Annotated in this window: 30 protein-coding genes and 1 pseudogene; 14 read left to right on the forward strand and 17 right to left on the reverse strand. The window is 66.4% G+C overall.

Annotation, left to right across the window (positions count from 1 at the left end; all coding sequences use genetic code 11):
- Positions 1-141: 141 nt before the first annotated feature.
- Together ACFTR6_RS04285 and ACFTR6_RS04290 are read right to left on the reverse strand one after the other, a co-directional pair.
- Positions 142-3,699: a DNA polymerase III subunit alpha gene (locus ACFTR6_RS04285; protein WP_377956977.1), complete on the reverse strand. Its 3,558-nt coding sequence runs from the start codon at positions 3,697-3,699 to the stop codon at positions 142-144.
- Positions 3,696-4,061 (reverse strand): DUF6504 family protein, encoded by a 366-nt coding sequence (locus ACFTR6_RS04290; protein ID WP_076802691.1) that lies wholly within the window; start codon positions 4,059-4,061, stop codon positions 3,696-3,698. The genes ACFTR6_RS04285 and ACFTR6_RS04290 overlap by 4 nt, the downstream gene beginning before the upstream one ends.
- A gap of 154 nt (positions 4,062-4,215) precedes the next feature.
- Here ACFTR6_RS04290 and ACFTR6_RS04295 point away from each other — a divergent pair, with 154 nt between their 5' ends.
- Positions 4,216-4,602 carry a hypothetical protein gene (locus ACFTR6_RS04295; RefSeq protein WP_076802689.1) on the forward strand — a complete coding sequence of 129 codons (387 nt, stop codon included), beginning with the start codon at positions 4,216-4,218 and terminating at the stop codon, positions 4,600-4,602.
- Positions 4,603-4,710: 108 nt separating this feature from the next.
- Here ACFTR6_RS04295 and ACFTR6_RS04300 read toward each other — a convergent pair whose 3' ends face one another.
- The gene (locus tag ACFTR6_RS04300) at positions 4,711-5,037 is read right to left on the reverse strand and encodes a chorismate mutase (RefSeq protein ID WP_076802686.1); all 327 of its coding nucleotides are present in this window, start codon (positions 5,035-5,037) and stop codon (positions 4,711-4,713) included.
- Between the two features lie 14 nt (positions 5,038-5,051).
- Between ACFTR6_RS04300 and ACFTR6_RS04305 the strand changes: the two genes are divergently transcribed.
- Positions 5,052-5,474 carry a VOC family protein gene (locus ACFTR6_RS04305; RefSeq protein WP_377956978.1) on the forward strand — a complete coding sequence of 141 codons (423 nt, stop codon included), beginning with the start codon at positions 5,052-5,054 and terminating at the stop codon, positions 5,472-5,474.
- Positions 5,475-5,486: 12 nt separating this feature from the next.
- Here ACFTR6_RS04305 and ACFTR6_RS04310 read toward each other — a convergent pair whose 3' ends face one another.
- Complete coding sequence (locus ACFTR6_RS04310) at positions 5,487-6,236, reverse strand: SOS response-associated peptidase (protein WP_377956979.1); 750 nt, start codon at positions 6,234-6,236, stop codon at positions 5,487-5,489.
- A 103-nt stretch (positions 6,237-6,339) separates the two neighbouring features.
- Between ACFTR6_RS04310 and ACFTR6_RS04315 the strand changes: the two genes are divergently transcribed.
- Positions 6,340-6,597, forward strand: a complete 258-nt coding sequence (locus tag ACFTR6_RS04315; protein ID WP_377956980.1) for a mycoredoxin — start codon at positions 6,340-6,342, stop codon at positions 6,595-6,597.
- Positions 6,598-6,682: 85 nt separating this feature from the next.
- On the opposite strand, the gene ACFTR6_RS04320 is transcribed toward ACFTR6_RS04315, so the two are convergent.
- Positions 6,683-6,928 carry a hypothetical protein gene (locus ACFTR6_RS04320; RefSeq protein ID WP_377956981.1) on the reverse strand — a complete coding sequence of 82 codons (246 nt, stop codon included), beginning with the start codon at positions 6,926-6,928 and terminating at the stop codon, positions 6,683-6,685.
- A gap of 160 nt (positions 6,929-7,088) precedes the next feature.
- Between ACFTR6_RS04320 and ACFTR6_RS04325 the strand changes: the two genes are divergently transcribed.
- Complete coding sequence (locus tag ACFTR6_RS04325) at positions 7,089-7,451, forward strand: VOC family protein (RefSeq protein ID WP_377956982.1); 363 nt, start codon at positions 7,089-7,091, stop codon at positions 7,449-7,451.
- A 55-nt stretch (positions 7,452-7,506) separates the two neighbouring features.
- Here the strand turns inward: ACFTR6_RS04325 and ACFTR6_RS04330 are convergent, their stop codons facing one another.
- Positions 7,507-8,256, reverse strand: a complete 750-nt coding sequence (locus ACFTR6_RS04330; RefSeq protein WP_076802673.1) for a lipoate--protein ligase — start codon at positions 8,254-8,256, stop codon at positions 7,507-7,509.
- A gap of 86 nt (positions 8,257-8,342) precedes the next feature.
- Complete coding sequence (locus tag ACFTR6_RS04335; RefSeq protein WP_076802670.1) at positions 8,343-9,158, reverse strand: thioesterase family protein; 816 nt, start codon at positions 9,156-9,158, stop codon at positions 8,343-8,345.
- 110 nt (positions 9,159-9,268) lie between these two features.
- Here ACFTR6_RS04335 and ACFTR6_RS04340 point away from each other — a divergent pair, with 110 nt between their 5' ends.
- From ACFTR6_RS04340 to ACFTR6_RS04370, 7 genes and pseudogenes are all read left to right on the forward strand, one after another.
- Positions 9,269-10,258, forward strand: a complete 990-nt coding sequence (locus ACFTR6_RS04340; RefSeq protein WP_377956984.1) for a phosphodiester glycosidase family protein — start codon at positions 9,269-9,271, stop codon at positions 10,256-10,258.
- Positions 10,259-10,267: 9 nt separating this feature from the next.
- Positions 10,268-11,347, forward strand: a complete 1,080-nt coding sequence (locus tag ACFTR6_RS04345) for a GtrA family protein (RefSeq protein ID WP_377956985.1) — start codon at positions 10,268-10,270, stop codon at positions 11,345-11,347.
- 26 nt (positions 11,348-11,373) lie between these two features.
- Positions 11,374-11,844 (forward strand): annotated as a pseudogene (locus tag ACFTR6_RS04350) (DUF4956 domain-containing protein); the annotation flags it as partial.
- A gap of 255 nt (positions 11,845-12,099) precedes the next feature.
- Complete coding sequence (locus ACFTR6_RS04355; protein ID WP_377957028.1) at positions 12,100-12,894, forward strand: polyphosphate polymerase domain-containing protein; 795 nt, start codon at positions 12,100-12,102, stop codon at positions 12,892-12,894.
- A 108-nt stretch (positions 12,895-13,002) separates the two neighbouring features.
- Positions 13,003-13,935: a carbohydrate-binding domain-containing protein gene (locus ACFTR6_RS04360; protein WP_377956986.1), complete on the forward strand. Its 933-nt coding sequence runs from the start codon at positions 13,003-13,005 to the stop codon at positions 13,933-13,935.
- Complete coding sequence (locus ACFTR6_RS04365; RefSeq protein WP_377956987.1) at positions 13,932-14,531, forward strand: hypothetical protein; 600 nt, start codon at positions 13,932-13,934, stop codon at positions 14,529-14,531. Before ACFTR6_RS04360 ends, ACFTR6_RS04365 begins: the two co-directional genes overlap by 4 nt.
- A gap of 180 nt (positions 14,532-14,711) precedes the next feature.
- Positions 14,712-15,416, forward strand: a complete 705-nt coding sequence (locus ACFTR6_RS04370) for an endonuclease/exonuclease/phosphatase family protein (RefSeq protein ID WP_076802659.1) — start codon at positions 14,712-14,714, stop codon at positions 15,414-15,416.
- On the opposite strand, the gene ACFTR6_RS04375 is transcribed toward ACFTR6_RS04370, so the two are convergent.
- The 5 genes from ACFTR6_RS04375 to ACFTR6_RS04395 all read right to left on the reverse strand — a co-directional run bounded on the left by ACFTR6_RS04375 (position 15,394) and on the right by ACFTR6_RS04395 (position 18,887).
- The gene (locus ACFTR6_RS04375; protein WP_377956988.1) at positions 15,394-17,235 is read right to left on the reverse strand and encodes a DUF5671 domain-containing protein; all 1,842 of its coding nucleotides are present in this window, start codon (positions 17,233-17,235) and stop codon (positions 15,394-15,396) included. The genes ACFTR6_RS04370 and ACFTR6_RS04375 overlap by 23 nt on opposite strands.
- Positions 17,232-17,711 carry a hypothetical protein gene (locus ACFTR6_RS04380; protein WP_377956989.1) on the reverse strand — a complete coding sequence of 160 codons (480 nt, stop codon included), beginning with the start codon at positions 17,709-17,711 and terminating at the stop codon, positions 17,232-17,234. The genes ACFTR6_RS04375 and ACFTR6_RS04380 overlap by 4 nt, the downstream gene beginning before the upstream one ends.
- Positions 17,712-17,719: 8 nt before the next feature.
- Positions 17,720-17,908: a DUF1918 domain-containing protein gene (locus ACFTR6_RS04385; protein ID WP_076803859.1), complete on the reverse strand. Its 189-nt coding sequence runs from the start codon at positions 17,906-17,908 to the stop codon at positions 17,720-17,722.
- Positions 17,909-17,991: 83 nt separating this feature from the next.
- Positions 17,992-18,345, reverse strand: a complete 354-nt coding sequence (locus ACFTR6_RS04390) for a TraR/DksA C4-type zinc finger protein (protein ID WP_087874689.1) — start codon at positions 18,343-18,345, stop codon at positions 17,992-17,994.
- A 2-nt stretch (positions 18,346-18,347) separates the two neighbouring features.
- Positions 18,348-18,887, reverse strand: coding sequence for an NUDIX domain-containing protein (locus ACFTR6_RS04395; RefSeq protein WP_377956991.1), 540 nt, complete (start codon positions 18,885-18,887; stop codon positions 18,348-18,350).
- A gap of 14 nt (positions 18,888-18,901) precedes the next feature.
- On the opposite strand from ACFTR6_RS04395, the gene ACFTR6_RS04400 reads away from it, so the two are divergent.
- Positions 18,902-19,399, forward strand: a complete 498-nt coding sequence (locus ACFTR6_RS04400) for a metallophosphoesterase family protein (protein ID WP_377956993.1) — start codon at positions 18,902-18,904, stop codon at positions 19,397-19,399.
- A 34-nt stretch (positions 19,400-19,433) separates the two neighbouring features.
- On the opposite strand, the gene ACFTR6_RS04405 is transcribed toward ACFTR6_RS04400, so the two are convergent.
- From ACFTR6_RS04405 to ACFTR6_RS04420, 4 genes are all read right to left on the reverse strand, one after another.
- A complete protein-coding gene (locus ACFTR6_RS04405) occupies positions 19,434-20,096 on the reverse strand; it encodes a hypothetical protein (RefSeq protein ID WP_377956994.1) in 663 nt (220 codons plus the stop codon).
- A 195-nt stretch (positions 20,097-20,291) separates the two neighbouring features.
- Complete coding sequence (locus ACFTR6_RS04410; RefSeq protein WP_076802642.1) at positions 20,292-20,468, reverse strand: CsbD family protein; 177 nt, start codon at positions 20,466-20,468, stop codon at positions 20,292-20,294.
- Positions 20,469-20,564: 96 nt separating this feature from the next.
- Positions 20,565-21,005 (reverse strand): DUF1810 domain-containing protein, encoded by a 441-nt coding sequence (locus ACFTR6_RS04415; RefSeq protein ID WP_377956996.1) that lies wholly within the window; start codon positions 21,003-21,005, stop codon positions 20,565-20,567.
- An 8-nt stretch (positions 21,006-21,013) separates the two neighbouring features.
- Positions 21,014-21,277, reverse strand: a complete 264-nt coding sequence (locus ACFTR6_RS04420; protein ID WP_087874691.1) for a hypothetical protein — start codon at positions 21,275-21,277, stop codon at positions 21,014-21,016.
- 420 nt (positions 21,278-21,697) lie between these two features.
- On the opposite strand from ACFTR6_RS04420, the gene ACFTR6_RS04425 reads away from it, so the two are divergent.
- The gene (locus ACFTR6_RS04425; RefSeq protein ID WP_377956997.1) at positions 21,698-23,086 is read left to right on the forward strand and encodes an ammonium transporter; all 1,389 of its coding nucleotides are present in this window, start codon (positions 21,698-21,700) and stop codon (positions 23,084-23,086) included.
- A gap of 15 nt (positions 23,087-23,101) precedes the next feature.
- On the opposite strand, the gene ACFTR6_RS04430 is transcribed toward ACFTR6_RS04425, so the two are convergent.
- Complete coding sequence (locus tag ACFTR6_RS04430; RefSeq protein WP_377956998.1) at positions 23,102-23,749, reverse strand: DNA alkylation repair protein; 648 nt, start codon at positions 23,747-23,749, stop codon at positions 23,102-23,104.
- A gap of 362 nt (positions 23,750-24,111) precedes the next feature.
- Between ACFTR6_RS04430 and ACFTR6_RS04435 the strand changes: the two genes are divergently transcribed.
- Positions 24,112-25,908, forward strand: a complete 1,797-nt coding sequence (locus ACFTR6_RS04435; RefSeq protein WP_377956999.1) for an HNH endonuclease — start codon at positions 24,112-24,114, stop codon at positions 25,906-25,908.
- Positions 25,909-25,911: the final 3 nt, after the last annotated feature.

Genomic DNA, 25,911 nt, shown 5'->3' on the forward strand with positions numbered 1-25,911 from the left:
CACGGGTGTCTCCTATTCAAAGTTCAGGCTTCGTAGCTTGTGGCGTACGGGGACCACAGCCAGCCTCGTCAATGTTATCTGTTGCTGAAGTGGCGAGCCAAAGCGCCGCGGCGGCGGCGATGAGTGAATAGGAGGCACGGGTCAGCTTCCCAGCCCGGTGATGGCCAGGTTTCTGCTGATGCCGTCCAGCGGTCCCGGCTGCCTGACTTTCTCAGGAACGGCGGTCTGTCCGGCTTCAGGGAACGGCAGGGTGTCCACCTGGCTGAGGTCCCAGGCCATGCTGGCGCTGAGGCTGATGCCGCGCGGGCCGGTCCGCCGGGTGGTGCCCCGGATCAGCAGCAGCCTGGTGCCGAACAGCAGCGGGCCGGCGTGCTCCTGGGCCTCATGGAAGAACACCGAGTCAACGCACCCGGTGCCGTCGTCGATGCTGATGAAGACCACCCTCCTTCCCCCGCGCATGGGCGGGGTCTGGGTGGCGATCCTGACGCCGGCCACCAGGACCTCTGTGCCGTTGCGCAGCCCCAGGAGCTTGTCCGCGGTGGTGACCCCAAGCCGGTCCAGGAGCGGCCGGTGGCTGGACATCAGGTGTTCGCTGACATCAACAGCCATCAGGTCAAGTTCTGCCCGGACATTCTCCACCATGGTGGGCTCCGGCAGCCCTGCCTTGACGTTCCGCAGCTCGACATCGCCGAGGGGCAGCGCGAGCTGCCCGTCAATGACGTCCGCGCCTTTCTTCGATGGCTTGCCCTGCAGGCTTTGCAGGTGGTGGACGAGGTCTGCCCGGTTGGCTGTCCCGCCGGATTCCCGGTGCAGGGAATCGAAGGCGCCCAGCTGGGCGAGCCGTTTGATGCTGGGCTTACTCAGCCTGGAGCGGTCCCGCAGATCAGCCAGGGAATCATAGGGCTGTCCGGCGACGATCCGCTTCAGCTCGGAACCGGAAAGCCCGAAGATGCCGTTGAGGCTCAACCGGATGCCCAGCTTCCCCGTGTCCGGTCCTTCCGCGACACGCTCCACCCGGTATTCCGCACCGCTGCGGTTGATGTCCAGCGGCAGGATGGGGATGCCCATCCGCCGCGCCTCGGCAACAAGAAGACGCTTGGGGTACATCCCGGGATCGTGTTCCCACAGGCCCGCGAGGAAAGCTTCCGGGTGATGGGCCTTCAGCCAGGCCGACTGGTAGGTGGGCACGGCAAAGGCGGCGCCGTGGGCTTTGCAGAACCCGAAGCTCGCGAACGATTTCAGGGTTCCCCAGACCTTGTCCACGACGTCCGGCCGGTACCCCTTGGCCTTGGCCTCGCGGCGGAAAAACTCCTCAACCTGGGCTTCCCCGACCTCATTGCTGAGCGCCCTGCGGAACTCGTCCGCCTTGGCCAGCCCGCAGCCGGTCATCACGTCAAAGGTCCGCAGGATCTGCTCATGGAAGACCGTCACGCCGTGGGTTTCCTGCAGCACCGGTTTCAAGTCAGGGTGCGGGTAGGTCTCCGGCGCGAAACCGTGCCGGTGTTCGAGGAAGGGCCGGACCATGTCCGATTTCATGGGCCCGGGACGGAACAGCGAGATGTCGATGATGAGGTCGTTGAACTCACGCGGCGCCATCTTCCCCACCAGCTCCCGCTGGCCCGGTGATTCGATCTGGAAGCACCCGAGCGTGTGGGTGCTCCTGATCAGCTCATACGTCGGCTCGTCATCCAGGGGCACCGCATTGAGGTCGATGAGGCCGTCCTCCCTGATGTAATCCGGCCCGTTGCCGGCAGGGCCCACCGGATGCGCACCGGCAGCCACCACTTCAGCCTTCGAGGGATGGATGCGGATGATCTCCCGCACGGCAAAGGCCATGGCGCTTTGCATCCGGACCCCCAGGACATCAAGCTTCAGCATGCCCATGGGGTCCATGTCATGTTTGTCGAACTGGCTCATGGGCAGGCCAAGGCCGCTGGGCTGGACGGGGGTCCGGTCCAGCAGGGTGGCATCACCGAGGATCACACCGCAGGGATGCATGGAGATGTGGCGCGGAAGCCGGTCCAGCCGTTCGGTGAGATCCACCAGCAGGTCAAGCTGCTGGTTCTCGGAAAAGTTCCGCTGCTCCACCCTCCCGGCGAATTCTCGGAGTTCAGGTTTCTCCTCCAGCGCTTCCCGGAATTTCCGGGCGGAAAAGCGCCACAGCTGCTTGGCGATCTCCCCGACATCACCGTCGTCCATGCCCAAGGCCAGGCCGGCGTCCCGCACCGCACCGCGGGCGCGGTACCCGTTCTGCATGCTCATCAGCGTGACGCGCTGGGCGCCGAACCGGTCAAAGATCTTCCGGTAGACGTTGTGCCGTTCTGCGCTTTCGACGTCGATGTCGATGTCCGGCAACGTGGACCGGTCGCCGGAGAGGAACCGTTCGAAGATCAGGTCATGCTGGAGCGGGTTCACCTGGCTGATGTCGATCAGGTAATTGACCAGGCTGGAAGCCCCCGATCCCCGCGCTGCCGCCCTTACTCCCATGTCCAGGATCATGCGGGAAACCTCGGCGACGGTGAGGAAGTAGGAGGCAAAACCGAGCCGGGCAATGATCTTCAGCTCATGCCGGAGCCGGGCGCGCATGTCGGCTTCCGCCTGACCGGAGATTCCGGGGAACCGCCGAGCAATTCCGGCTTCGCAGCGCTGGGTGAGTTCCGCCAGCGGATCCCCCTCAATACCGATGACTGCCGCCTCGGGCACCACCGGCTGCTTCCAGCCCATGTCAGACACGGGATCCATGCGGCACCGGTCCGCGAGCGCCTCAGTCTGCGCAAGCAGAACATGGAGATCCGCGGTTCCGTATCCGGCGGCGTGGATGACTTCCTTGCCCAGCTCCACCATTTGGTCCGGCGATTTCAGCCATCCCTGCCCGTTAGGCTGGAGCAGCGGAGCATCGGAGAGTTCGGGAAGCGACTTGAGCGTGCGGGCAGAATCCAGGACGTCGGCGGTGGCTGCCCCGTCCTCCTCGCAGTAACGGACCGCATTGGTGAGCACGGCCGGTACGCGGTACTCCTGCGCCAGCTTGAGCATGCGGACAGCATGGGCCGTGCTCAACGGCTCACCCGGTGGGCTGAGGTGCGTGACGATCTCAGCGGCGATGCTTCCGGCCGGCATGGCGTCCAGCCAGCTCTTGAAAAGGGTGCGGGGGCGAAGGTAACGGCGCCCGCCCAGCGCGACGCCGACGTCGGAATCCGGCCCCAGCAGCACGGTGAGCACCGGTTTCAGGGTTTCCGGGTCCAGGACGCGCGAGGCGAGTTCCGCCCTGGTGACGGCAACGGGCACTGTTCCCCCGGCCTTGCCGGATGTGCGGGCATGAGCGTCGGAGATCAGCCGGCAGAGCGCTTTGTATCCCGCACCGTTGTTGTGCCCGTGGGCCAGGACCACAACTCGCCCTGTGACCCGGGCTGCGGCAAACCGGGCTTTGGATGACCGGGCTCCTGATGTCTGCTGGCCGGGCAGCCCTGCCTCATGGTCCGCCTCGTCGTCGAACACTGACAGATCGACGCCGACCACCGGGTCAATCCCGGCGGCCATGCACGCCTTGAGGTGCTTGACGGTGCCGTACAGGCCGTCCCTGTCAGTGCAGCCAAGGGCTGTGGCTCCCTGGGCAGCTGCCGCCTGGGCGAGTTCCTCGGGCCAGGAAACACCGTAGTGGGCGCTGAAGGCGGTGGAAACGTGAAGGTGAGTAAAGCTCATGCTGATTTGGGTCGGAGTGCGTCTTTGGGCCGGAGGGCATCGTGGATCCGGAGCAGCCGCCAGCGTCCGCTGCCGGCATGCCGGACCAGGTCGAGGGTCAGGGGTTCCTGTGGTTCTGCTGCCGGGGTTTCCGGCTGGTGGTTTTTGCCGCCGGGCAGAACCTGCACCCGCCAGATCTCATGGTCCACAAGGCCGGGGCCGCTTCCCAGCGGGGCACGGCGTTCTTCTGCCCACCACTGGCGGCGTTCGTACCAGCGCACCGGCTCAGCACAGACCCGGTAATCCCTGCCGCCCCACCGCAGCTCCGCAGGCTCCCCGGTAGGTGCGCAGACGACGTCGACAGACTCGCTGAACATGCCCATGGGTACCTCCGGAAACCAATCTCGCCCTGCAGAAAATACACGGTATTTTTTCACAGATTCGAATATGTATTCGAATGGTTCCAGTCTACGCCGGGCCACGGACAAAACCTAGATGGGTGTGGACGGACGGCGGCTCACAGGGCAGGATGGTCCCATGAGTTCCAATGACGCGCTCCTGAAGCAGGTAAGCATCGCCGCCAAAGAAAGCACATTGGTGGCCAAGTTTGATATCGACGGCAGCATTCCAGCATCGGGAGCCTTTGTTGTGGGGCTCGTGGCTGCCACTCCGGATTATTCGCATCAACGGAGGCTGGGAATCGAGTTCATGAACGGCGAGGCCGTCTCGATCTACTCCTTCAGCCATGACGGCACGGAGGAGAACTTCGATCTGAGCAGCGTCGAGCACTCGGGCAGCACCATCACGGGCAACTTCCCGATGAGCACGGTCCTGGGACTCGAAAAGAGTCACCTCATGTCCGCGTTCAGTGAGGCCGACGGGCGGGAATTCCAGTCCGGCGTTCCTGTCGAGGAGAAGCTCTAGAGGGCCAACGCCTTCGCGTGCGGCACCGGAACCAGCCCGGACCTGCCGCTACCGCGCCCCGGCGTGCCCGTCTGCGGACTGAACCTGCCGGCTGGCAGAAGCAGCAGCTCAGCTGTTGTCGTTGTGGATTTTCATCTCAAGCTCGATGAACTTCGAGATCATGGCCCGGTACGTGGTTTCCACGATGTCCGGGTCGATTTCTTTTTTCTCCGCGGCTGAGCGTACGTGTTCGATGACCCGCTCCACGCGCCCCGGGGCCCGCACTTCGGCGTCGTCACCCTTCAGTGTTCCGGCGATGCGGATCAGGCGCTCACGGCGGGCGATCAGCGTGACGATCTGTTCGTCCACCTCATCCACTGCGACCCGCACGGCGGCGAGCTGTTCCCGGTCAGCCTGGGCGGTTTTCTCGTCTCCGTGATTTGTGGGCATGTTCATGACAGTATCGAACCATGCAGCCCAGAGTCGATTTTATTTCATTGGGAGTGCGCAGCGTGGCCGCCTCCCGGCGCTTCTACGTGGACGGGCTGGGCTGGCCGGTCCACCGCGAGGTCCCCGACGAGGTGGTGTTCATCCAGGCCAACCACGGCCTGATTCTGTCCCTGTGGGATGCCGGGCAGATGCAGGCCGAGGCCGCCGTCGATGCGCCTGCGGCAGTACCCTGCATTACGCTCAGCCACAACGTCGGCAGCTCCGAGCAGGTGGACCAAGTGATGGCACAGGCAGAGTCTGCCGGCGCCGCCGTGGTGGCACCTCCCAAGACCCAGCCCTGGGGCGGGTACACCGGATACTTCGCTGATCCGGACGGCTTCCGGTGGGAGATCGCGTTCAACCCCACCTGGGCAGTGGACGACGGCGGCCAGGTCACCGTCTGACTGCGGGCAGCCCTAGAAGAGAGCCTCCACGGGTTCAATAAGGTCCGGGGAGTTGTTGCGGACGTTTCCCACCGCTTTGCCCACGGAATCCACCCGCCAGCCGGCGGCAACGTCCTTCACGCCGGACCGGACCAGGTCCACCAGGCTGGCAGCGTCATCAACCTGCGGATCAAGCCACGCAGCCATGGTGTCCCGGCTCATGGGCAGCGGGACGCGGTCGTGCAGCGCGGTCAGCTCGGCAAACACAGTGCCCTCGGTTCCCGCCGGCGGCGAGTCCGCCGTCATGATGGACATCGAGAGCATCCACTGGCCGGGTTCACCCGGCGGCACGGACGGGTCCTTCCACCACTCATACAGGCCGGCGAATGCCATGGCGGAGTCGTCCCGGGGGTGGACGTAGTACGGCTGCTTGCTGCGCCCCTCGCCCTGCTTCCACTCGTAGTAGCCGTCGGCCGGGACTGCGCAGCGCCTCGACTGCACGGCCTTGCGGAACGCCGGCTTCTCCAGGACGGACTCGCTCCTGGCATTGATCATCTTCGCGCCGATTCCGGGGCTTTTCGCCCAGGACGGCACCAGCCCCCAGCGCGCGACATGCAACTGGCGGACAGTGGCGCCGTCGATGAGCCGTTCCAGCACGATGGGAGCGCCGTCCGTCGGCGCCACGTTCCACGAGGGCGGGATTTCGGTTTCGTTCTCAAGTTCGGCATCGAATTCGGCCAGCAGATCCCCCACTGCCCGGGCCATGACGTAACGTCCACACATGGCACCAGCATGCCATCGCAACAGAGACGGGGGAATACCGGCGCCCGGGTTACGGTTGAGGAGAAGGAAACCGACAGGACCACATCAAATCTGAGGAGAGCCCGTGGACTTTACCCCCGAAGACGGCACCATCACCATGTTCTCGACCACCTGGTGCGGCTACTGCAACCGGCTGAAGAAGCAGCTGGACGCGCAGGGCATCGGCTACACCGAGATCAACATCGAAGAGGTGGAGGGCACGGCCGAACTCGTGGAGCAGATCAACGGCGGCAACCGCACCGTCCCCACCGTCCTTTTCCCGGACGGCACCGCTGCCACGAACCCGTCCGCAGCCGAGGTCAAGAGCCGGCTCGCCGCGTAGGGCCCGCCCGCAGGCATCAGTAAAGGCACCGGTTTGACCGGTGCCTTTACTATTTCCATCTGCCGTTGCACACGCCACCGGCGGGTCAGACTTTTTCGCCGATCCGGTCCTGTGTGCGGGTGTGCACTTCCGAACGGCGGGGCTCCTTGCGGCGGGCCAGGAACGCCCACAGCCTGGTGTCGTCCGGATGGGTCCGGGTTTCCGGATGGTCCACCGGCACCGGCTTCCCCGGCGCGGCTTCCGGCGGCGCCGGCTCACGGTGCGCCTCAGGCTTCCGGGCGGCATCCTTTCGGGTGTCCCAGCCAAAATCCGCCCGCGATGAATAGCACATCACCGACCTCCTTTTCAGCGGCTGTTCCTTAATCGTCCTCTTCTCCGCGTTTGAAAGCGACAGGCCTGGGTACGAAAAATCCGGGGCCGCCCCGCCCCTGGCGACGGCCAGTCCAGCGCGTCACCGGCCGAAGCTCTTCCCGCGTTCCAAAAGGATTGCTGTGAATCCAGTTTCCCCGCAGATCGGCACCGTCTTTGTCCCCGTCAGCGATATAGAGGAAGCCCACGACTGGTACTGCGGCATATTGGGCGTGCCCGCCGATGACAAGGTCCTGCTGGACCATCTCTACATACTCCCCATGGAGGGGGCGGGTCTCGTCCTGGACAGCGGGATCTACTCCCCCGGCGCCGTCTTCCAGGTTCCCGCGTTCCACTTCAACACCGCCGACATCCATGCCGCCCACGCGTTCATGAAAACCAGGGGCGTGGAGCTCACGGACGTCAAGGATGACCAATGGTTCAACTTCCGGGATCCGGACGGGAATGCCCTGATGATCTGCCAGATTCCCGCGACCACTGAATAGACACTTAAGAACGGATCGGTTTCATCGGACAGACCGCCGGCCCAGGGTGCCACCGCTAGGCGCGAAGGCTGCTGAAGTCCGCGTGCCCCATGGTGGCGTAATCCGCGTAGGTGCGGATCACGGCGTCCTCGACGGCCTGCACGTCGACACCGGGTACCAGGTCATTGACCGCACCGGCGGTTGCCGGATCCCAGTCCAGGCCCAGGGCCGCGTAACTGGCCGTGAGCACCTCGCGGATGGGTGCCGAGTTTTCCACCACGACGACGGAGCTGAACAGCCAGGCGCCGGACACCACACGCTGGGCTGTCCCAACCAGCTTGATCCTGTGGGCGGGGGCAGCCGGCGCGAAGCCGTGCACGCTGTATTCACCCGGGCAGTACTCCCCCGGGATCTCCCCGACGGCGGCGTGCACGCCCACGCTTTGCAGGGCCTCCGCCAGCATCTCCCCGAAAAATGCGAAACGGCCCTTGGCGCCGGCGATGGCGTCGCTGTGCGGCTCCACATGGTCGATGATGAGGGTGCCTTCGTGGTAGGCGGCAGCGCGGCCTCCCGCCTTGCGGATCAGCGGCTCGAATCCCAGTTCTCGGCACGCCTGGGCGGCGGCACCGAAGCCGGGCAGGCGGGTGTCGCGCTGGCCGAAGGCGACGGTGGGTGCGGGCCGGTACAGCCGAAGAGTGGGTCCGATGTCCCCCGCCCTGGCCATGCCGAGGAGTTCGATCCCGAAATCAAGGTCCCGGACGGCGCCGAGGGACTGCTCCTGCCGGACGAGGGTCAGAGTCCGTGAATCAGCCCCGGCCTGCTGCATTTTGCTAGCTCCCTTATGGTCGTGTTGCATCGGTGGATTGCTGGCCGGCAGGCCCCATCTAGGGTACGCCGCAGCCTTCTGTTTGATTACATTGCCGGGCCAGTCTGCCGCAGCGTGAGGATCTGTTCCGCCCGGCCGAAGGGGCCGGACAGGTCATGAAGCACCGTCGAGGTGAGCCCGATGCCGTCGGCACCAAAGGAGACGGCATTGTCCAGTCCCAGCCATTCGCCCTGCGGCTGCCGGTACATGTGGATCTGGAGGTCCAGGTTCGGGAAGGCGTAGCTGTCCTTGCCCGGGGGCACCCGCGCGGCAATGCCGTTGGCGGTGTCCACAAGTCCCAGCAGCCGGGCCATGTCCGAGCTGTCGTTTCCGTCCGTCAGCGGATGGTCTGTGCGGAGCCATACCTTCCCGGCACCGGGCCGGTGACCGTCCGCCACCCGCATCTCCAGGGAGCGGATATAGCCTCCCGGCCACACACTCGCACCGTCATAGGGTTTGCAGTCTTCCGGCAAGGGAATGGGGCCGTCCTCGACGGCGGCAACTGCGGACGTATCGCTGGTGATCATCCGCCAGGCAGTCGCCCTGATGGCCACCCGGCCGGCAGCCACCAGTTCGGCCTGCAGCAGCTCGATGGTCCGTCCCGGGCGCAGTGTCGTGGTAACGATTTCAAATTCGCCGCCGGGGATCAGGCCCAGGATTTCGTAGCTGAGCCGGGCCATCCGCATGTCGTCCCGGGGTTCGTGCCGGTCCAGCCGGTCCGCCATGAGCCCGGATGCCGGGGCCATGTGCTGTTCATGCGCGTTCCAGGCCCCCTGGGCGTGGATGGTGGAGCGGAAGCGGCCGCCGCCGAGGTCCTGATAGTAGAAGTCGCCGGCAGCCAGTTCCGGGAGTTCAGCAGTCAACGTTGACTCCTTTAAAGCGTGATGGGTAATCCCGGATTACCCTATCGCTTCACAGCTTCCTCAAATGCCCGGCTCACGGCCGGCATAAGTGCGGTTCATACAAATGATGCATGACCTCACAGCAGAACTGCCCCGCCGAAGACATTCACCACAGCGAGCGCAGGAAGGCCAGGCCGACGCGCCGCGCCATCCTCGCCGGAGCCCTGGCGCTGACACTGTCCGCGGGCGGGGCCACCGCATGGGCACTGGACAGGTTCGTGGTCCAGCACATCGAAATCGCCGACGTGTCGGCCTACGAGGCAGCGCAGGGCGTGTCCTCCGGCACCACGGCGGCGGACTCCACGGCCTCCGTCACGGACACCTCCTATGCGGACGACGGAACCAACATCAGGATCTCCACGGTGACCACCGGCAGCGGTGACAGCACCGTCACCTACTACGTTGCCGACGTCGTGCTTGACGACGCGACGACGCTCAAGTCCGCCTTTGCCAACGACAGCTTCGGCGAGAACATCACCCAGACCACCTCGGAAATAGCTGCCGCCCACAACGCCATCTTCGCCGTCAACGGCGACTACTACGGGTTCCGGGACACGGGCATCGTCATCCGCAACGGCGTTGTCTACCGGGACGAGGGCGCCCGCCAGGGGCTGGCGTTCTACCGGGACGGAACCGTGAAGGTCTACGACGAAACGTCCGCAACCGCAGAACAGCTGGTCGCGGACGGCGTCTGGAACACCCTCTCTTTCGGGCCGGCAATTGTCCAGGACAGCCGGATCGTGGACGGCATCGAGGACGTCGAGGTGGACACCAACTTCGGCAACCACTCCATCCAGGGCGAGCAGCCGCGGACCGCCGTGGGGCTCATCGGCACCAACCACCTGGTCTTCGTGGTGGTCGACGGCCGCAGCCCGGGATACAGCGCGGGCGTGACGATGACGGGTTTGGCGCAGATCATGAAGGATCTCGGCGCCCAGACGGCGTACAACCTCGACGGCGGCGGCTCCTCCACCATGTATTTCAACGGCTCCCTGGTCAACAACCCGCTTGGCGCCAACCGCGAGCGCGGCACCTCGGACATCCTCTACATCGGCGAGTGAGGTCCCGCCATGATCATCCTGATCCCCGCCTATGAACCGGACGCCCAGCTCCTTGAAGTGCTCGGCGCGATCCGGGCAGCCGACCCCTCCCTCAGCGTCGTCGTCGTGGATGACGGCAGTGGTCCGGCTTACCGCCAGATTTTCGACGGCGCCCGCCGGGCGGGTGCGCACGTCATCAGCCATCCGGCAAACCAGGGAAAGGGCTCCGCCCTGAAAACGGGTTTCAGCTTCATCCTGGACCGCTTCCCCGGGCGGGACGTGGTGTGCGCCGACAGCGACGGCCAGCACAGCGTCGTGGACATACTCCGTGTGGCGGAGCTCGCCGGCAGGGACCCCGCCTGCATGATGCTGGGAGCGCGCACGTTCGCCGGCGACGTTCCCGCACGCAGCCGCATCGGCAACGCCGCCACCAGGCTGCTGTTCCGGCTGGCCACCGGCGAGCGCATCGCCGACACCCAAACGGGGCTGCGCGGCTACCCGGCCGCCATGCTGCCCTGGCTCCTGACCGTGGACGGCGAGCGCTACGAATACGAACTGAACCTTCTGCTCGAGGCCAAGGCTGCCGGATACAGGATTGCCGGCGTGGGCATCGCCACCATCTATCTGGATCGCAACTCCGGATCCCACTTCCGGCCGCTCGCGGACTCGGTGCGGATCTATGCCCCGCTGCTGAAGTTCCTGCTGGCGTCCTTCGCCGGCTTCCTCATCGATACGGCCGCTTTTCTCGCCCTTAGTGCTGCCACCGGCTCTGTCCTGGCAGCCGTCGTCGGAGCACGCTGCCTGAGCGCGACTGCCAACTTCCTGATCAACCGCAGGCTGGTGTTCCAGCACGGCCGCGAGAAGCCGGCAGGAGCCACTGCCGCCCGGTATTGCGCCCTCGCTGTGGCCCTGTTGGCGGCCAATTACGCACTCATTGCAGCGCTCGCAGGGGCGGGCGTCGCGGACCTTCCGGCGAAGCTGCTCACCGAAACCGCGCTGTTGGCCGTGAGCTACGCCGTCCAGCAGCGGTTCCTGTTCGCCGCAGGTCATAAACCAGACCTTGTTCCGGCACAGCCCCCGCACAGCTTGGCCGTGAATCGTAACAGGTAGCCCACTACGAAACCCGGAGAATTCCCATGAACCACCTGATCCTCATCGGCGCAGACGTCATCGCCATCTGCGTCCTCACCTTCGCCCTTTACGTCCGCCGCCACCGGCGCCGGGACCTGGCCGTGTCCTACCTCGGGATGAACATCGGTGTCCTGGCCGTGGCCACAGCGCTCTCCGGCTCTGCCGCCGGCCTGGGACTGGGGCTGGGCCTCTTCGGGGTCCTTTCGATCATCCGGCTCCGTTCCACCGAACTGGCCCAGCACGAGGTGGCCTACTACTTCTCGGCGCTCGCCTTGGGCCTGATCTCGGGCGTCGGCGTCGAACCGGTCTGGCTGCCCCTCTCCCTCATGGGCCTGGTCCTTGGGGTGATGTTCGTGGGCGACCACAAGCGGGTCCTGCCGGCCTACCGGCACCAGACGGTTGTCCTGGACCGCGCTATCTCCCGCGAGGACGAGCTCACCGCCCGGCTGGAGGAACTGCTCGCCGCGAAGGTCCATACGGTCACCGTGCAGGAACTGGATCTGGTGAACGACAAGACCACTGTGGACGTCCGCTACGCCGGCCTCCCCGCCCGCGGGACCCGCCCAGGACAGCGGCGGCCGGGACAGCGGCACCGGAAATCCTGCAGGGTGGCACGAGGCACTCCCCGCCCCCGCTCCCCAGACTTACGGTCCCCAGGCCTACGCACCGCAGGTTCCCGCCGCCCAGCACGCTCCGGCACCGCAGTCCACTCCAGCCGTGGCAGGTGCAGCATGAACGCAGCACACCTGACCGCCGAAGCCGGAATCATCGATGTATCCGCTCTTCCACCGATCGGCCTCGCGGAGCTGAACGCCGAAGCCGCCCTGCAGACCCGCGTGGACCGGAAGTACGTGGTTCCTGTTGCAACTGCCCGGCAGGTGCTGGCGGACTTCGGTGGGCAGCCCCGCGTCCTGGAAATGGACGGCCTCCGGTCCTTCGCCTACGACTCCGTCTATTTCGATACCCCGGGACTGGACAGCTACCTGCTGGCGGCACGCGGCCGGCGTCGCCGCTACAAGATCCGCACCCGGACCTACACGGACACCGGCACCAGTTTCCTCGAGGTCAAGACCGAGGGGGCGCGGGCGGCCACCGTCAAGGAACGCGTTCCCTACGACATAGCGGACCGGTCCCGGCTCACTACTGAAGGCCTCGAGTACGTCAAGGAAACCCTGGCCACAGCCGTTGGAGATGTTCCGGCCGGCGCCCTCGGTCCTGTTCTGGAATCCCGGTACCGCCGGACCACCCTGTACCTCCCGGAGTCCGGCAGCCGGGCAACGATCGATTCGCACGTCACCTGGCAGGGCAGCGACGGCCAGCCGTGGGTATTGGAGGGCAGCGTGGTTCTCGAGACCAAATCCGGATCGGCAGCCGGACCGCTCGACAGGCACCTGTGGCAGCACGGTGTGCGGCCGTGCAGGATCTCCAAGTTCGCCACCGGGATGGCCGCGCTGCACCCGCACCTGCCCGCCAACCGCTGGAACCGGACGCTCAGGCACAGCCTGCGGCTGGCACCCGTTGCCTGACGTGCCCGTCTGATCCGCCCCTCCCTCTGCCCCCATCCCGGGACCCCGAAAGTCCCCAGTTCTCCAAGTCCCCGTTCTTCAAGTCCCCAGTCCTCCAAAGGAACCACCATGCGCAAATTCAGCAAGACCTTTTCCGTGGCCGCCTTCGCCCTGGCGCTGACCCTCGCCGGCTGCTCGGCGCCGGGCACCACGGCCTCCACCGGAAGTGCCGGCGCGGCATCGAGCACCCAGATGGTGACGGCAGCCTCCATTTCCGAGGACACGCATTACGACGCCGACGACCTCGCCTGGGACGCTGCCACGGAAGTTGCCGTCACGCTCAAGGACGCCGCCACTGCGGCGGACAATGCCGCCGGGGTAAAGGTCGACGGCGAGACCGTCACCATCACGGCGGCCGGAACCTACCGGCTTTCCGGCACCCTCAGCGACGGCGAGGTGGTCATCGCTGCCGGCGAAGAGGACGTGGTCCGGGTGATCCTCGACGGCGTGACCCTCACCAGTTCAACGGGCTCACCCTTCATCGTCCAAAGCGCCAACGAAGCTGTCGTGTTCCTTGAGGAGGGCACCACCAACACCGTCACCGACGCGGCCACCTACGCGGACCAGGGCACTGATTCGCCGAACGCGGCCCTCTACTCGATGGCGGACCTGACCGTGGCCGGGGCAGGCTCACTGGAGGTCAACGGCCAGTACAACGACGGCATCGTGTCCAAGGACGGACTGGTCCTCGCCGCCGGAAACGTCACGGTGAAGGCCACCGACGACGGCATCCGCGGCAAGGACTACGCCGTGCTGCTGGACGGCACCTACCAGGTCACCGCCGGCGGTGACGGCTTCAAATCGGACAACGACACCGACGACGGCCGCGGCTGGCTGCTCGTCAACGGCGGCAAACTGGCCGTCAGCGCCGGGGATGACGGCGTCAAGGCGCAGAACCAACTCGTAATCGCAAACGGTTCTGTGACGGTGTCGGAATCGTCTGAAGGCCTCGAATCCCAGCACATTGCCATCAGCGGTGGCACGGTGACGGTGACGGCGTGAACGCCTCCGGCGGGGCAGCAACCGCAACGCAGGGAGGCGGCGGCATGGGCGGCGGGCCCGGCGGCGGGGAAACCGTGGGCGACGACTCCGTGGACGTCTCCGGCGGCTCCCTCACCATCAACTCGGAGGGTGACGGCCTGGACTCCAATGGCAACGCCGCTATTTCGGGCGGCACCGTGGTGGTCAACGGTCCGGAGAGCAACGGCAACGGTGCCCTGGACGTCAACGGCGAGCTGGCAGTCAGCGGGGGAACCGTGGCCGCGGCTGGAAGCGCCGGCATGGCGGTCGCCCCGGGAACGTCCTCCACCCAGTCCGGCGTACAGGTCACTTTCGCCTCCATAGTGCCGGCCGGGAGCACCGTGCAACTGGCCGGCGCCGACGGAAAGCTTGTGGCCACCTTCGTGACCACCAAACCTACGGGCTCGCTCGTCCTTTCGTCGCCGGGCATCGAAGCGGGCCAGCAGTACACCGTGTACACCGGCGGTACGGCAACAGTGGAGTCAGGACTGGGCGAAGGCTCCCTCGAGGGTGCCACCGAGCTCGGCACGGTTACCGCCGGAGAGTACACCCAGGGACACGGCCCCGGCGGAAGGTAAACGGACCGAAAAACACAGGCCCCGGGTTGCCAGGAGCACGTACTGGTCCCGGCATACGTCCGGCGCGGCATATTTTTGCCGCGCCGGACGCGCGCTTAACGTGCCGACCTCCATATGATGATCTGGGTAGACTCGGAGACCGGTCCTTCTAGCAGCCCTCGGAAGAGGTGTTCCAAACTGATGCGAGTTATTAGCTACAACCTCCGCAAGCACAAGGCGAGTGGCGAACTGATGAGTCTGGCCCGCAATTTCGGGATAGACGTCCTCTGCCTTCAGGAATGCGACTCATCCGATCTGCCTGAGACGCTCGGCCCGCTCCACCTGGCCGACTACACCAAGGGCAACCGGCTCGGCCTGGCCATCTACTACCGGACAGACCGCTTCACGGCCCTGGATACCCAGACCTTCGCCCTGAAGAAGTCCATGCACGACCGCGTGATGGCGCCGGCACACGAGCGGCTGATCGGCACGCGGATGGTCGACAACGAAACCGACCATGAACTGGTGGTGGGCTCGTTCCATGCCGCCCCGCTCACTGCATCAAACTCACTGCGGCGCAAGCAGATCCACGCGGCGCATGCCGAGCTCCTGAGCATGGGCACCGGGCTCATGACACTGATGGTGGGCGACTTCAATTACCCGTTCTTCACCAAGAGCCTGCACACGCACATGAAGAACTCCGGCTACGCCCTGTCGCTGAGCAACCGCCGGACATACACCCGCTACAAGGTATTCAAGGGCCACTTCGACTTTGCGACGTCGTTGGGCCTGGACATTGAAAGCGTGGAAACCCTCCCCCGCGGGAAGTCGGACCACTTGCCCATCCTGGTGACAGCGGAGTACGGCGTGGACCGGGCTCCGATCAAGGGACAGCCCGTTTCCTGAAGCTTGTGTCGTCGGGTTCCGGCCCCGGGGCGGCGTTCTCCCGTACCGCGCTGTCCTGTTCCGTGATCTCCCGCGCTGTGTTCTCCCATACTGGGATGGCATCGATCCGGGCGCCGGGTCCGATGACGACCAGCACCCGCTCACCAGCCACGCCCTCCAGCGCCGCCACGAGGGCTGAAGCGTCCGGCCCGCTTCCGCCGGGCTCTCCGGGTTCCGAAGATGAGCCGGACCGCAGCCAGACCGTTACGTCCGCCCCAGTGGCATTCCGGATGGCGTCTGCCAGCAAACCCGGATCGGAACCGGTCACCAGAACCACCTGGCCGATGGCGCGCTCCGGAGCGGCGGGGGCCGCCGGCGGTACCCCGCGCTCCCGTCGCCAGACGCTGTAGTGATAGCCGGCCACAAGCGCCGTGGCCGCCAACAGTCCGAGCGGTGCCCGGATCCGTCCTACCAGGCTTCCGGAGCGCGCCGGGTCCAGCAGGTACTCAAAGGCCTGGTAGCCGACAACCAGCAGGGCAATCAGGGCCACGAGGGCGCTGATCCCGAAAACGGCCACCAGGTAGATTCGCCGTGCACCACCGCCGCGGGACGGCGCGCCGGGCGGATCACCGGCGCTCGCCGGACCGCTGCGGCCTGCCGGCTGCCAGGTCCTCCACCACGCAGCCCCGCCCACGGCCAGGGCACCGAGACCGCCCAGCAGCAGTGTGCGCGTTCCGGTTCCTGCGAGCGTTGTTTCGGCAAAGCCGAGGGCTGCGTTGACAACAACTCCCACCCCTGAGGCCGCAGCGGCCAGCGCCACCCCGGATGCCAGCAGCCGCGCCGTCTCCCGCATTTTGTCCGACCGATCGGCTGTCAGCACCGAGTGGTAGCGCCAGATCAGTGATCCGACGGCGGCCGCGGCCAGGCCCGGGCCAAGGGGATCCACCAGCCGGACCGTCTCTTCAGTGCGGTCAAGGACCAGCCGCAGGAGGACGAACACGGCCGTGACGGTGCCGGCCAGTGCCGTGATACAGCCGCCGAGCACACCGAAGACAGCCGCCGCCACGTTGGCCAGCGGTGAGGACAGGTGCCGGGCGCCGCCGCGGACCCAATGCCACCACCAAACCAGGAATCCACCGCCGGCCCAGATGAGTGACTGCAGTATGGGGATCCACCACGGCTGTCCGACCTCGGGTGCATTCGCCAGCCCCTGCAGGGCCGCGCCGAGAAGGCTGCCCAGCGCGGTCACTGCCCCGCCGGCGCCTATCAGCAAGCCGAACACGGTCCCCGCGAGCGCCGGGACGGTGTCCAGCCGCCGCGGTCCCTTGCCGCGGTGCTGCCACATCCACCTGTGCCACGCCCAGATTGCAGCCCACACCAGTGCGGTGGCGAGGGACGAGCGCCATTCCATGCCTTCAGTCCCCCGGGGCGCGCCGCCCGTACCGGATGCGGCACGAAGCAGCAGTCCCGCCAGCTGGGATGCGGCGCCGAGCAACGCCGTGGCAGCGGCGACCAGCGAGACGGTGTAGACGCCGGCGACGTACAGGCCCCAGGCAACCGCGGACCGCTCGGCTTCCGCGCCCTGCCGGCGCCAGACCAGCCACCACAGGACCGCGGCGAGCGTTCCGCCCACCAGACCAAATGCGAGGGACCGGGCGAGGCTGCCGACGTCGTTCCCTGCCACCGGGGTGCCGGAGGCAAAAAGCCGCTCAAGCAGGCCGCCCACGCCGGATGTGCCGATCAGCACGAGGACAAACAGGAGCGAAAATACCACCAGCCGCCGCACAGCCGTAAGGGCGGACGGCACCGCCCGGGCGTGGCCGGTCCGAACTGTGCTCACGGCTTCGCCGCCGGAACGGGGCAAATGGTGAACTGCCAGGGGGCAGTGGCAACGAGCCAGTTGCCATTCACCCGTTCGAGGCCAAACACGGCCTCGGACTCGTATTCCGAATTCCCGAACGGCCCGCTCCCGTTGGACGTGGCCAGGACGACGTGCACCTCCGCTGTGTCGGCACGCTCGACCGTGGAAACCAGCGTGACCCGCAGTGCGCCCGCCGGAGGACGTTCCGCCCGTGTGCAGGGTGCGCCCGGCTGACCGGTGCCGAAGCGGCCGTCAGTCGAGTAGCGGCGAGCCGCCGCCTCGTCGCCGTCGATGACGGCAGCCGCGTACCGCTGGACCACCCCCGCGGGCGTGCTTTCGGGAAGCGGGTCCGGCTGCCCGCGGAAAAAGACCACAGCGAGCGCCACGGCCACGAGACCGGCGATGATGGCAAGGACTGCCATCAGGGTTCGGTCGGGCCGTGGACGTGTGGTCATCCGGGCAGCTAGGTGGTGTGGTGCTCTACAGTGAAGTCGCCGCCGGGATAGAGGATGGTCTCGTGGCCATCGTCAAAACGGACGTGGTACGGCGGTGTTCCGTTGGGGCCTTTGACCTCCAGAATCTCACCGTGCCGGTCCGAGGACTCCACTGTCCTGCCCCGGATGATGATGCGGTCTCCCTGGGTTGCCTGCATGGCAATCACCTCCCAGCCCTAGAGTACGATGCTCTTCCCTCCGGCGGAACAGGCGCTGGCTGAGGTTCCGTGACGGAGGCCGATTATGCCTTGCCGCCCGTGTGACGGATGCAGTAGGGGGTCCAGGGACGGGCCTCCAGCCGGCCCTCGGCGATCTGTTCGCCGCACACCGTGCATATCCCGTAACTGCCCGCCGCGATCCGCTCAAGCGCTGCATCCACTTCCGCCAGGCCGGACCGGCTTTGGTCCAGGAGTGCCGACGCCTGCGACAGTTCGAAGGCGATCGTTGCACCTTCGGGGTCGTGCTCGTCATCGACGTTGGAGTTCTGCCGGGCGGCGTTGGCCGAGGCAATGTCTGCGCGGAGGGCAGGCAGGAGGGCGACCTTCCTCGCCCGCTCCTCCTCCAGCAGCAGCCGGAACTTCTCAGTGTCGATCATGGCTAGACCTCACCGGCGCCGGAGCCGTTCAGCAGCCTGCCGCGCAGCTCCGGCCAGGAGGCGGCAAAGGAAGGATGCAGGTCAACGCCTGCCACCTCGTCGAGGGGAATCCACCGCAGTTCAATACTCTCGGGGTCGCTGATGGCCGGCTCGAAGGGCTCCAGCACCCGGGCCGCCACAGTGGTGTAGGACCAGTAGCCGACGTCGAACACGGACGTGAAGAGCACCTTGACGTTTTGTTCGGGAACGGCCGCCTCCTCAAACGCCTCCCGCAGGGCGCCCGTCACGGCGTCCTCGCCCTGGTGCAGTGCGCCGCCGGGGAGTCCCCAGGTTCCGCCGTGATCACTCCAGGTGGCCCGGTGCTGCAGCAGGACGCCCTTCTGCTCATCATGGACCAGGAGCCCGGCCGATCCGAACCGGCCCCAGAAGCGGCCGCGCTCGCCCTCCACCCACGCGTCGCCCGGGTCACGGGGGCCAAGCGGACGACGGGGCTCACCGGCTGAGGGCGGAACTATTTTCTCCATCGTCCCAGTCTGCCTCATGGGAAGATGCTTCGATGAGCCTTCGCCTGGTCCTTGTTGCCGACACCCACGTCCCGAAGCGCGCCCGGGTGCTCCCTGACCAGGTGTGGTCCGCCGTCGACGGCGCCGACGTGGTGTTCCATGCCGGTGACTGGGTCAGCGAGGGGCTGCTCGACGAGTTCGAACAGCGCAGCCGGCGGCTGATCGGCGTGTACGGCAACAACGACGGCGATGAACTCCGGAAGCGTCTGCCCGAAACGGCCAGTGTGACGCTCGACGGACTCCGCTTCAGCATGATCCACGAGACCGGACAGGCCAAGGGCCGCGAGCAGCGCTGCGAAGCGCTGTTCCCGGACACCGACGTGCTCGTTTTCGGCCATTCCCACATTCCCTGGGACACAGTGGCGCCCGGCGGAATGCGCCTGCTGAACCCCGGCTCCCCCACCGACCGCCGCCGGCAACCTGCGTGCACGTACATGACCGCCGCCGTCGTAAGCGGCCGTTTGGAGGACGTCCGGCTGGTGGAGCTGTGAACGGGCTTTCGCAGGCCGGGCCCCCGCGCTCCCGCTAGCCGTTGGCCATGCTCAGGAGAAGTGCCTTGAAGGCCTGGCCCTCGGCGCCGGCGAGCCAGGCCTTTGCGGCGTCGTCGCTGGCGAAGGGTTTCTTGAAGTGGGCTTCTGCCACGAGATCGTCCTCCCCAACGCGGATGGTTCCGTCAAGCGCGGTGGAGTTACCGGGGGCGGGCGCGCCGGCCGTCAGGTGCATGCGGTAGGTCGGCTTGCCGTCCGTCCGGTCCACATAGAAGGAGTAATTGGGGGCGGGAGCAGGCTGCCCGCTAAGACCCGGCACCGGCTCTGACTCGAAGACGGTCCTGCTCACCGGAACGCTGACTGTGTCTGCCGCCTGGCCCAGGTTCACGGTGACGTTATTGGTGCTCTGCGGGTCAGAGAAGGTCGCAGTGCCCGCCCCTGTCGGCATCCCGGCCCCAGTGCGATAGTCGGCATGCCATTCGACCGGGTACTGGACGGAAAGCGGGCGGTCAGGGAACGTGAACGGGATCAGCTGACCGGAGTAGCCGGGAGCGGCATTGCCGGAATCTGTTGGGGCGACGGCGGACGGCGGGGCCTCGCCCCCAGCGCCCGGCGTGGCACCGGAACCGCAGCCAGCCAGCGTAACGGCGGCGGCCGCCGCGAGGGAAACGATCAGGTGGGGGCGGCGGGCTCGGCGCACAATGGTGCCTTTCGATCCTGGAGAGTCTGTGACCCCACTTTGCACCCTGGCAACTATCCCCGGCTAGGGACGGACACGTAAATCCATCGATTTGTTATGTGTGGGCAAAGAGAAAGGGAGTCCTGCCGGGTTCGGCGGGACTCCCCTTCGAATCTCCGCTGCAGACGGAGGTTCAGGCGTGGTGATCGTGAGTGGTCAGTCCCTCTTGAAGGCGTCCTTGACCTTTTCACCGGCCTGCTTCAGGTCGGCCTTGGACTGGTCAGCTTTACCCTCGGCTTCAAGCCCCGGATCGTCGCTGGCCCTGCCCGCCCCTTCTTTGGCCTTGCCGCCAAGTTTCTCTGCTGCATTGTCGATTTTGTCGTCCAGACCCATGCCACTGTCCTTCCGTCTGCGCAGCCCGCTGGGTGCAGGCCGGCTCGTGCTCCCAGTCTAGAACCGCCGACAATCAGGGTGAAGGGCAACCCCGACTCACGCGCGAGGGCCTTCCAGCAGCCTGTCGGTGGCGGGGTCGGCTTCGCCGTCGAAGTAGTGGTCCAAAACGCGACGGAACACCTGTTCGTCCGGGGCCGCGCGCAGGAACAATGTCATGGACGACTGCAGCTTCCGGGCATCGATGCCGCCGAAAATCTCCGCGGCTCCGCGGTTGCGCACGTTGTCCACTGCGGTGGCGCATTCAATCAGCCGTGGCCCCAGAACGGGATGCTGCAGGTAGGCCCGCGCTTCGTCCAGGGATGCGATGGCGTACCTCCTGGAGGTGGCACTTTGCCCCAGACCGGAAATCTGGGGAAAGACGAACCACATCCAGTGGCTGCGCTTGCTGCCGGCGCGCAGCTCGTCCAAAGCCTGATCGTAGGTTCCGCCCCCATTCTGCGCGGTGACAAACCGTTCCAGATCATGCGGGTCATTCATGGCAGGCCCTAGCTGGAGACGTCCCGCTCGATGTCCTCGGCGAGGTCGTCCACATCTTCAGGGCGCATGCTGATGCCGGCGCCGTCCAGCCGCTCCTCGAGGACGTGGCTCACCTCGTCGTCCACGTGGCCCAGCCGGATCTCGTCGCGCACTTCCTCGGCGATATCGTCGACGGTGTCGGGGCTCTGCGCGTCTGCCGGGGATTCCGGCGCAACATCCGCGTGGGGATTCTCAGTGAAGTAGTCGTCGCCAGTTGCTGCTGATTCAGTCATACCCCATGGTGACGGGGCGCTCGCACGCGGTCAACAGGTCCGGCAGCGGAACCAGACGTCCGGGCGTTGCGGACAAGGAGCCGGCGCATTGCGGGACAAGGAGCCCGGGCATGGATATGTTTCATTCATGCGCTTGTAACGCGGCCCGGCACCGGCCGCCTTCACGGTGCCGTTCCGGACTTTCCCCGCTACTTCAGCCAACCGGGCGCGCCGTCCGCAGAAACCGCCCCCGGCGAACAGGCGCCGTTAACAAATCCGAAACACGGAAGTCATGCGGGCTTTACGTGAACACGATTTTTGAAACTCCTGTGTAACTTGCCACGCCCAGACCCGAAACATACGGCCACCAATATCAATGAGGGGCGTGGCGCCGGCATCAGCGGTCCGCGGAGAGGAAGAGTTCCTGGGAAGGGAAAGCGCGTGGAAATCACTGCGGCCAACGTTTGGATGATGGTCTCGGCGGCAATGGTGCTGCTCATGACCCCGGCACTGGGCCTCTTCTATGGCGGCATGACCCGGGCCAAGGCTTCCCTCAACATGATCATGATGAGCTTCGTGTCCGTCGGTATCGGCGGCGTCGTCTGGGTCCTCTGGGGCTACTCCATGAGCGCCGGTGAAGGCGTTCTGGGCCTGTTCGGCAACCCGTTCGCCAACTTCGGCCTGAGCGGACTCACGGGCAGCCCGGACCTGATCAAGGCCGGCTTCGCCGGAACCTTCGCGATCCTGACCGTTGCCCTCATCAGCGGCGCTGTGGCCGACCGCGCCAAATTCACCGCCTGGGTTCTCTTCGTACCGCTCTGGCTCACCGCCGTCTACTGCCCGCTCGCCTTCATGATCTGGGGCGGGGGCCTCATGAGCCAGGGCGGCGCAGTGACCGCGATGTTCGGCCAGGTCATCGACTTCGCCGGGGGCGCCGTCGTCGAAATCAGTTCCGGCATCGCCGCGCTGGTACTCGCCCTCATCGTCGGCAAGCGGCACGGCTTTGGAAAGGACCCGGGGCACCGCCCCCACAACGTCCCGTTCATCATGCTCGGCGCCGCACTCCTCTGGTTCGGCTGGTTCGGCTTCAACGCCGGCGCTGCCACCACCGCCGAGCAGGCCGGACTCATCTGGGTGAACACGCTGGTGACACCCTGCGCGGCCATGCTGAGCTGGCTCCTCACGGAGAAGGTCCGCCACGGCCACCCCACCTCCCTGGGCGCAGCGTCCGGTGCCGTCGCCGGCCTCGTGGCCATCACGCCGTCGTGCGCCAACATCAGCCCAGTGGCCGCCATCGGCCTGGGCCTGGTGTCCGGCGTGGCATCGGCGCTGTTCGTCGAGCTGAAGTTCAAGTACGGCTTCGATGACTCCCTGGACGTCGTCGGCGTGCACCTGGGCTCCGGCCTCGTCGGCACACTCGCCCTCGGTTTCATCGCGCTCCCGGTCAACGGCGAAGGCGGAGGCCTGTTCTACGGCGGCGGTGTCCAGCAGCTCATCGCCCAGACCGTGGCAGTTCTCATCACGCTTGCACTCTCGGGACTGATGACGGCGGTCATCGGTCTCGCGATCCACAAGACCATCGGCTTCCGGGTCAGCCATGAGGCCGAAGTGGCCGGGGTTGACCGGTCCGAGCACGCCGAGAGCGCGTACGAATTCGGCGGCATGGGCCAGAGCCAGTTCCACCCGCTCCGCCAGCACGTCCACGCTGACCCGGCTGTTACGGTTGTCCGCCCGGCAGGCGCCGCGGGCAACCCGGGCGCGGAAGACGCCGTCGGAACCGTCCCGTCAGAGGCGGCGGAAGAGCTGCAGCCGGCGCCGGCTTCCGTCTAGCCGGTCCCCCGGATCTTAGCGGGGAAAGGAGAGCCGGAGCTCCGGGCGCCGCTCCGCCACAGCCTCCAGCACGGCGGTTATGGCTTCCCGGTCCGGGCTGCTGTCCGCTGTTGACGGCAGGTCCGCCACGGTCCTGGCGCGGCGGACGAAGCCATCCCAGTCACCGCCACCGGTTCTCAATGCCCGCAGGGGCGCCAGCAGCGCCGCACGGCGCAGCCAGACGTCCGGGTCTCCCGCCCACCGGTCCAGCACGGCGCCGGCACGCATCCGCGCCTGGCCGGCAAGCCCGTCCAGCAACGGACCAACGACGTCGACGGCGATCGGGTCGACGAGCGTCGGCAGGTGCGCCTCCCGCACAAAGCCCTCGATGCGCGTCAGGTCGGAGTTGGTCAGCAGTCCCACCTTGGACTGTAAAAGGACGACGGCGGCCAGGCGCCGCTCGTATACAGGCACCTCCCAAAGTTCTGAACTGAGGGCGGTGATTTCGTCGTGGGTCAGTCCGGCATGGCGGCGGAGCGCGTCCCGGACTGTGCCGCGCACGGCGCCGACGGACGCGCCGTAGTACTCCATCCCGGCGCCGAACCGGTGCCGCATCTCCTCGGCCCGGTACCAGGAGGCCTCACGCTGCAACGTGTCATCCACAAAGTCGCTGGCAGCAGTCACCCGCCCATTCTTTCGGTCCGGGCGCCACACAGTCCAACTCCTGCCCTTGGCCATAAACGCCTGTTGGCTGAGCTTCCGCCGCTGGCTGAGTCTTCCGCCGTTGGTCAGCCTTCCACCCCTGGTTGAGCCTTCCGCCGTTGGTCGAGCCTGTCGAGACCCAGGCTTGCCGAACTGGCTGCCCCTCTGCGTGCCGGCAGGCCCAACTAGGTAGCAGATCAGGGTGTTTTTTCATGGCTGGAAACCCCCTGTGCTGCTGCCCAGTTTTCGTTCCGGGACGGCTCCAAAAAAAAGTTTTTTAGATCCGTCTCCATCTGGGTCCTAACGGCCCCTTTAATGTCAGTCCCCCACGGCAGACTGTGTGCATGGAAGTTCCCGGGAATTCAGCACTGACAGGAGCAGCGCCGCGCGGCGGCGACCTGCATGCTGCCGCTGTTCCCGAGGTCCTTGTTCCGGACGCAGTCTTACCGAGTGACCCGGTTGGCGACGGGTGGTTCACTGGCGAGGTTTTCCCCTTTGATGAGTTTGCGGACGGCGGGTTGCAGTATGACGATGACCCCAGGTTCGTGGATGCCGAGGATTTTTTCCCGGAGGACCCTTTCCTCGATACCCTGCTTGATGACGACAATCTCCCGGAGGACCCGTTTCCCGAGGCCCTGTTTTACGACTCCGTGTTCACCGGGACCGCCGCCTCCGGCGCTGCCGGGCCCGGGCCGGCTGCCGGGGAGCGGATATTGGCGGCCCCTGTCCTTCTAGAGGCCGATCTCACGGCTGACGGTCCCGGGCTGATGGACCAGAACCGGGCGCTGGAGAAGGTCAAGTGCATGATTGCCGGGCAACAGGCGAGGCTCGCCGTCGAGTTCGAAGCCAGACAGCGGCAGGAACAAACCGAACCAGGAATGGAGAGCAGCCCGGGGATGGCCGATCCCGGGCAGACTGCTCCCGCGCTGGCCAAAAGCAGCTCACTGCCGGCTGGGGATCTGGGCAGGAAACGCCCCAAGGAACACACCCTGGGCGTGGCTGAGCAGATCGCCCTGTCCCGGGGCGAGTCCCCGCACCGCGGTGGCCGGCTGCTCGGGATGGCCAAGGCCCTGGTCATCGAAATGCCCCACACCCTCGCGGCCCTGGATGCCGGCCAGCTCAATGAAGAGCGCGCGATGTATTTCGTGAAGGAAACAGCCGTCCTGACCGTCGAAGACCGGGCCGCTGTCGATGAGGAACTCGCCGCCGACACCGGAACCCTTGACGGGGTCGGGACCCGCGGAGTTATCGCCGCGGTCAAAGCCGCCGCGACCCGGCGTGACCCGCGCTCGGTCACCCAGCGCGTCAGCCATGCCGCGTCCGAGCGGGGCGTGAGCCTGCGCCCGGCCCCGGACTGCATGACCTACCTGACAGCCCTGTTGCCCGCCCACGAGGGCGTCGCAGTGTACGCCGCCCTCACCCGGAAAGCCGATGCCCTCCGCTCCGCCGGGGACCCGCGCTCACTCGGTCAGATCAAGGCCGACACTCTGGTTGAGTGGACCACAGGCACGCCCGGCGGAATCAGCGGCATAGACGTTAACCTCGTCATGACTGACCGCACGCTCCTCCAAGGTGACAGCGAACCAGCCCGCCTCACCGGCTACGGCATCGTCCCCGCCGCCTGGGCCCGGGAACTTCTCAACCAGGAAGAAGGAGCGCAGCAGCCCGTCCAGCCAAACAGTGGCAGCACAAACGCGTCCGGCTCGAATACAGGCAAGAACGAGGCGGTGACCGGCCGCAAGGACGCCGTGAAAGACCTGAAAGTCTGGCTCCGCCGGCTCTACACCGCCCCGGACACCGGCGACCTCGTGGCCATGGACTCCAAACGGCGGCTCTTCCCGCCACCGCTACGCCGCTTCATCCAGGTCCGCGACGACACCTGCCGGACGCCCTACTGCGACGCCCCCATCCGCCACCACGACCACATCGTTCCCTGGCACAACGATGGCCCAACCAGCCTGTCCAACGGCGCCGGACTGTGCGAAGCCTGCAACCACACCAAAGAACTCCCGGGCTGGAAAGCCCAACCCCGACCGGGGCCGCGGCACACCATCGAAATCACCACTCCAACCGGCCACACCTACCGCTCAACTGCACCGCCGCTGCCGGGAACGAACCGGCCGGCCGCGGTGTGCCTGTGAGAC

The sequence above is a fragment of the Arthrobacter sp. NPDC057009 genome, from assembly GCF_042673905.1.
Classification (GTDB): domain Bacteria; phylum Actinomycetota; class Actinomycetes; order Actinomycetales; family Micrococcaceae; genus Arthrobacter.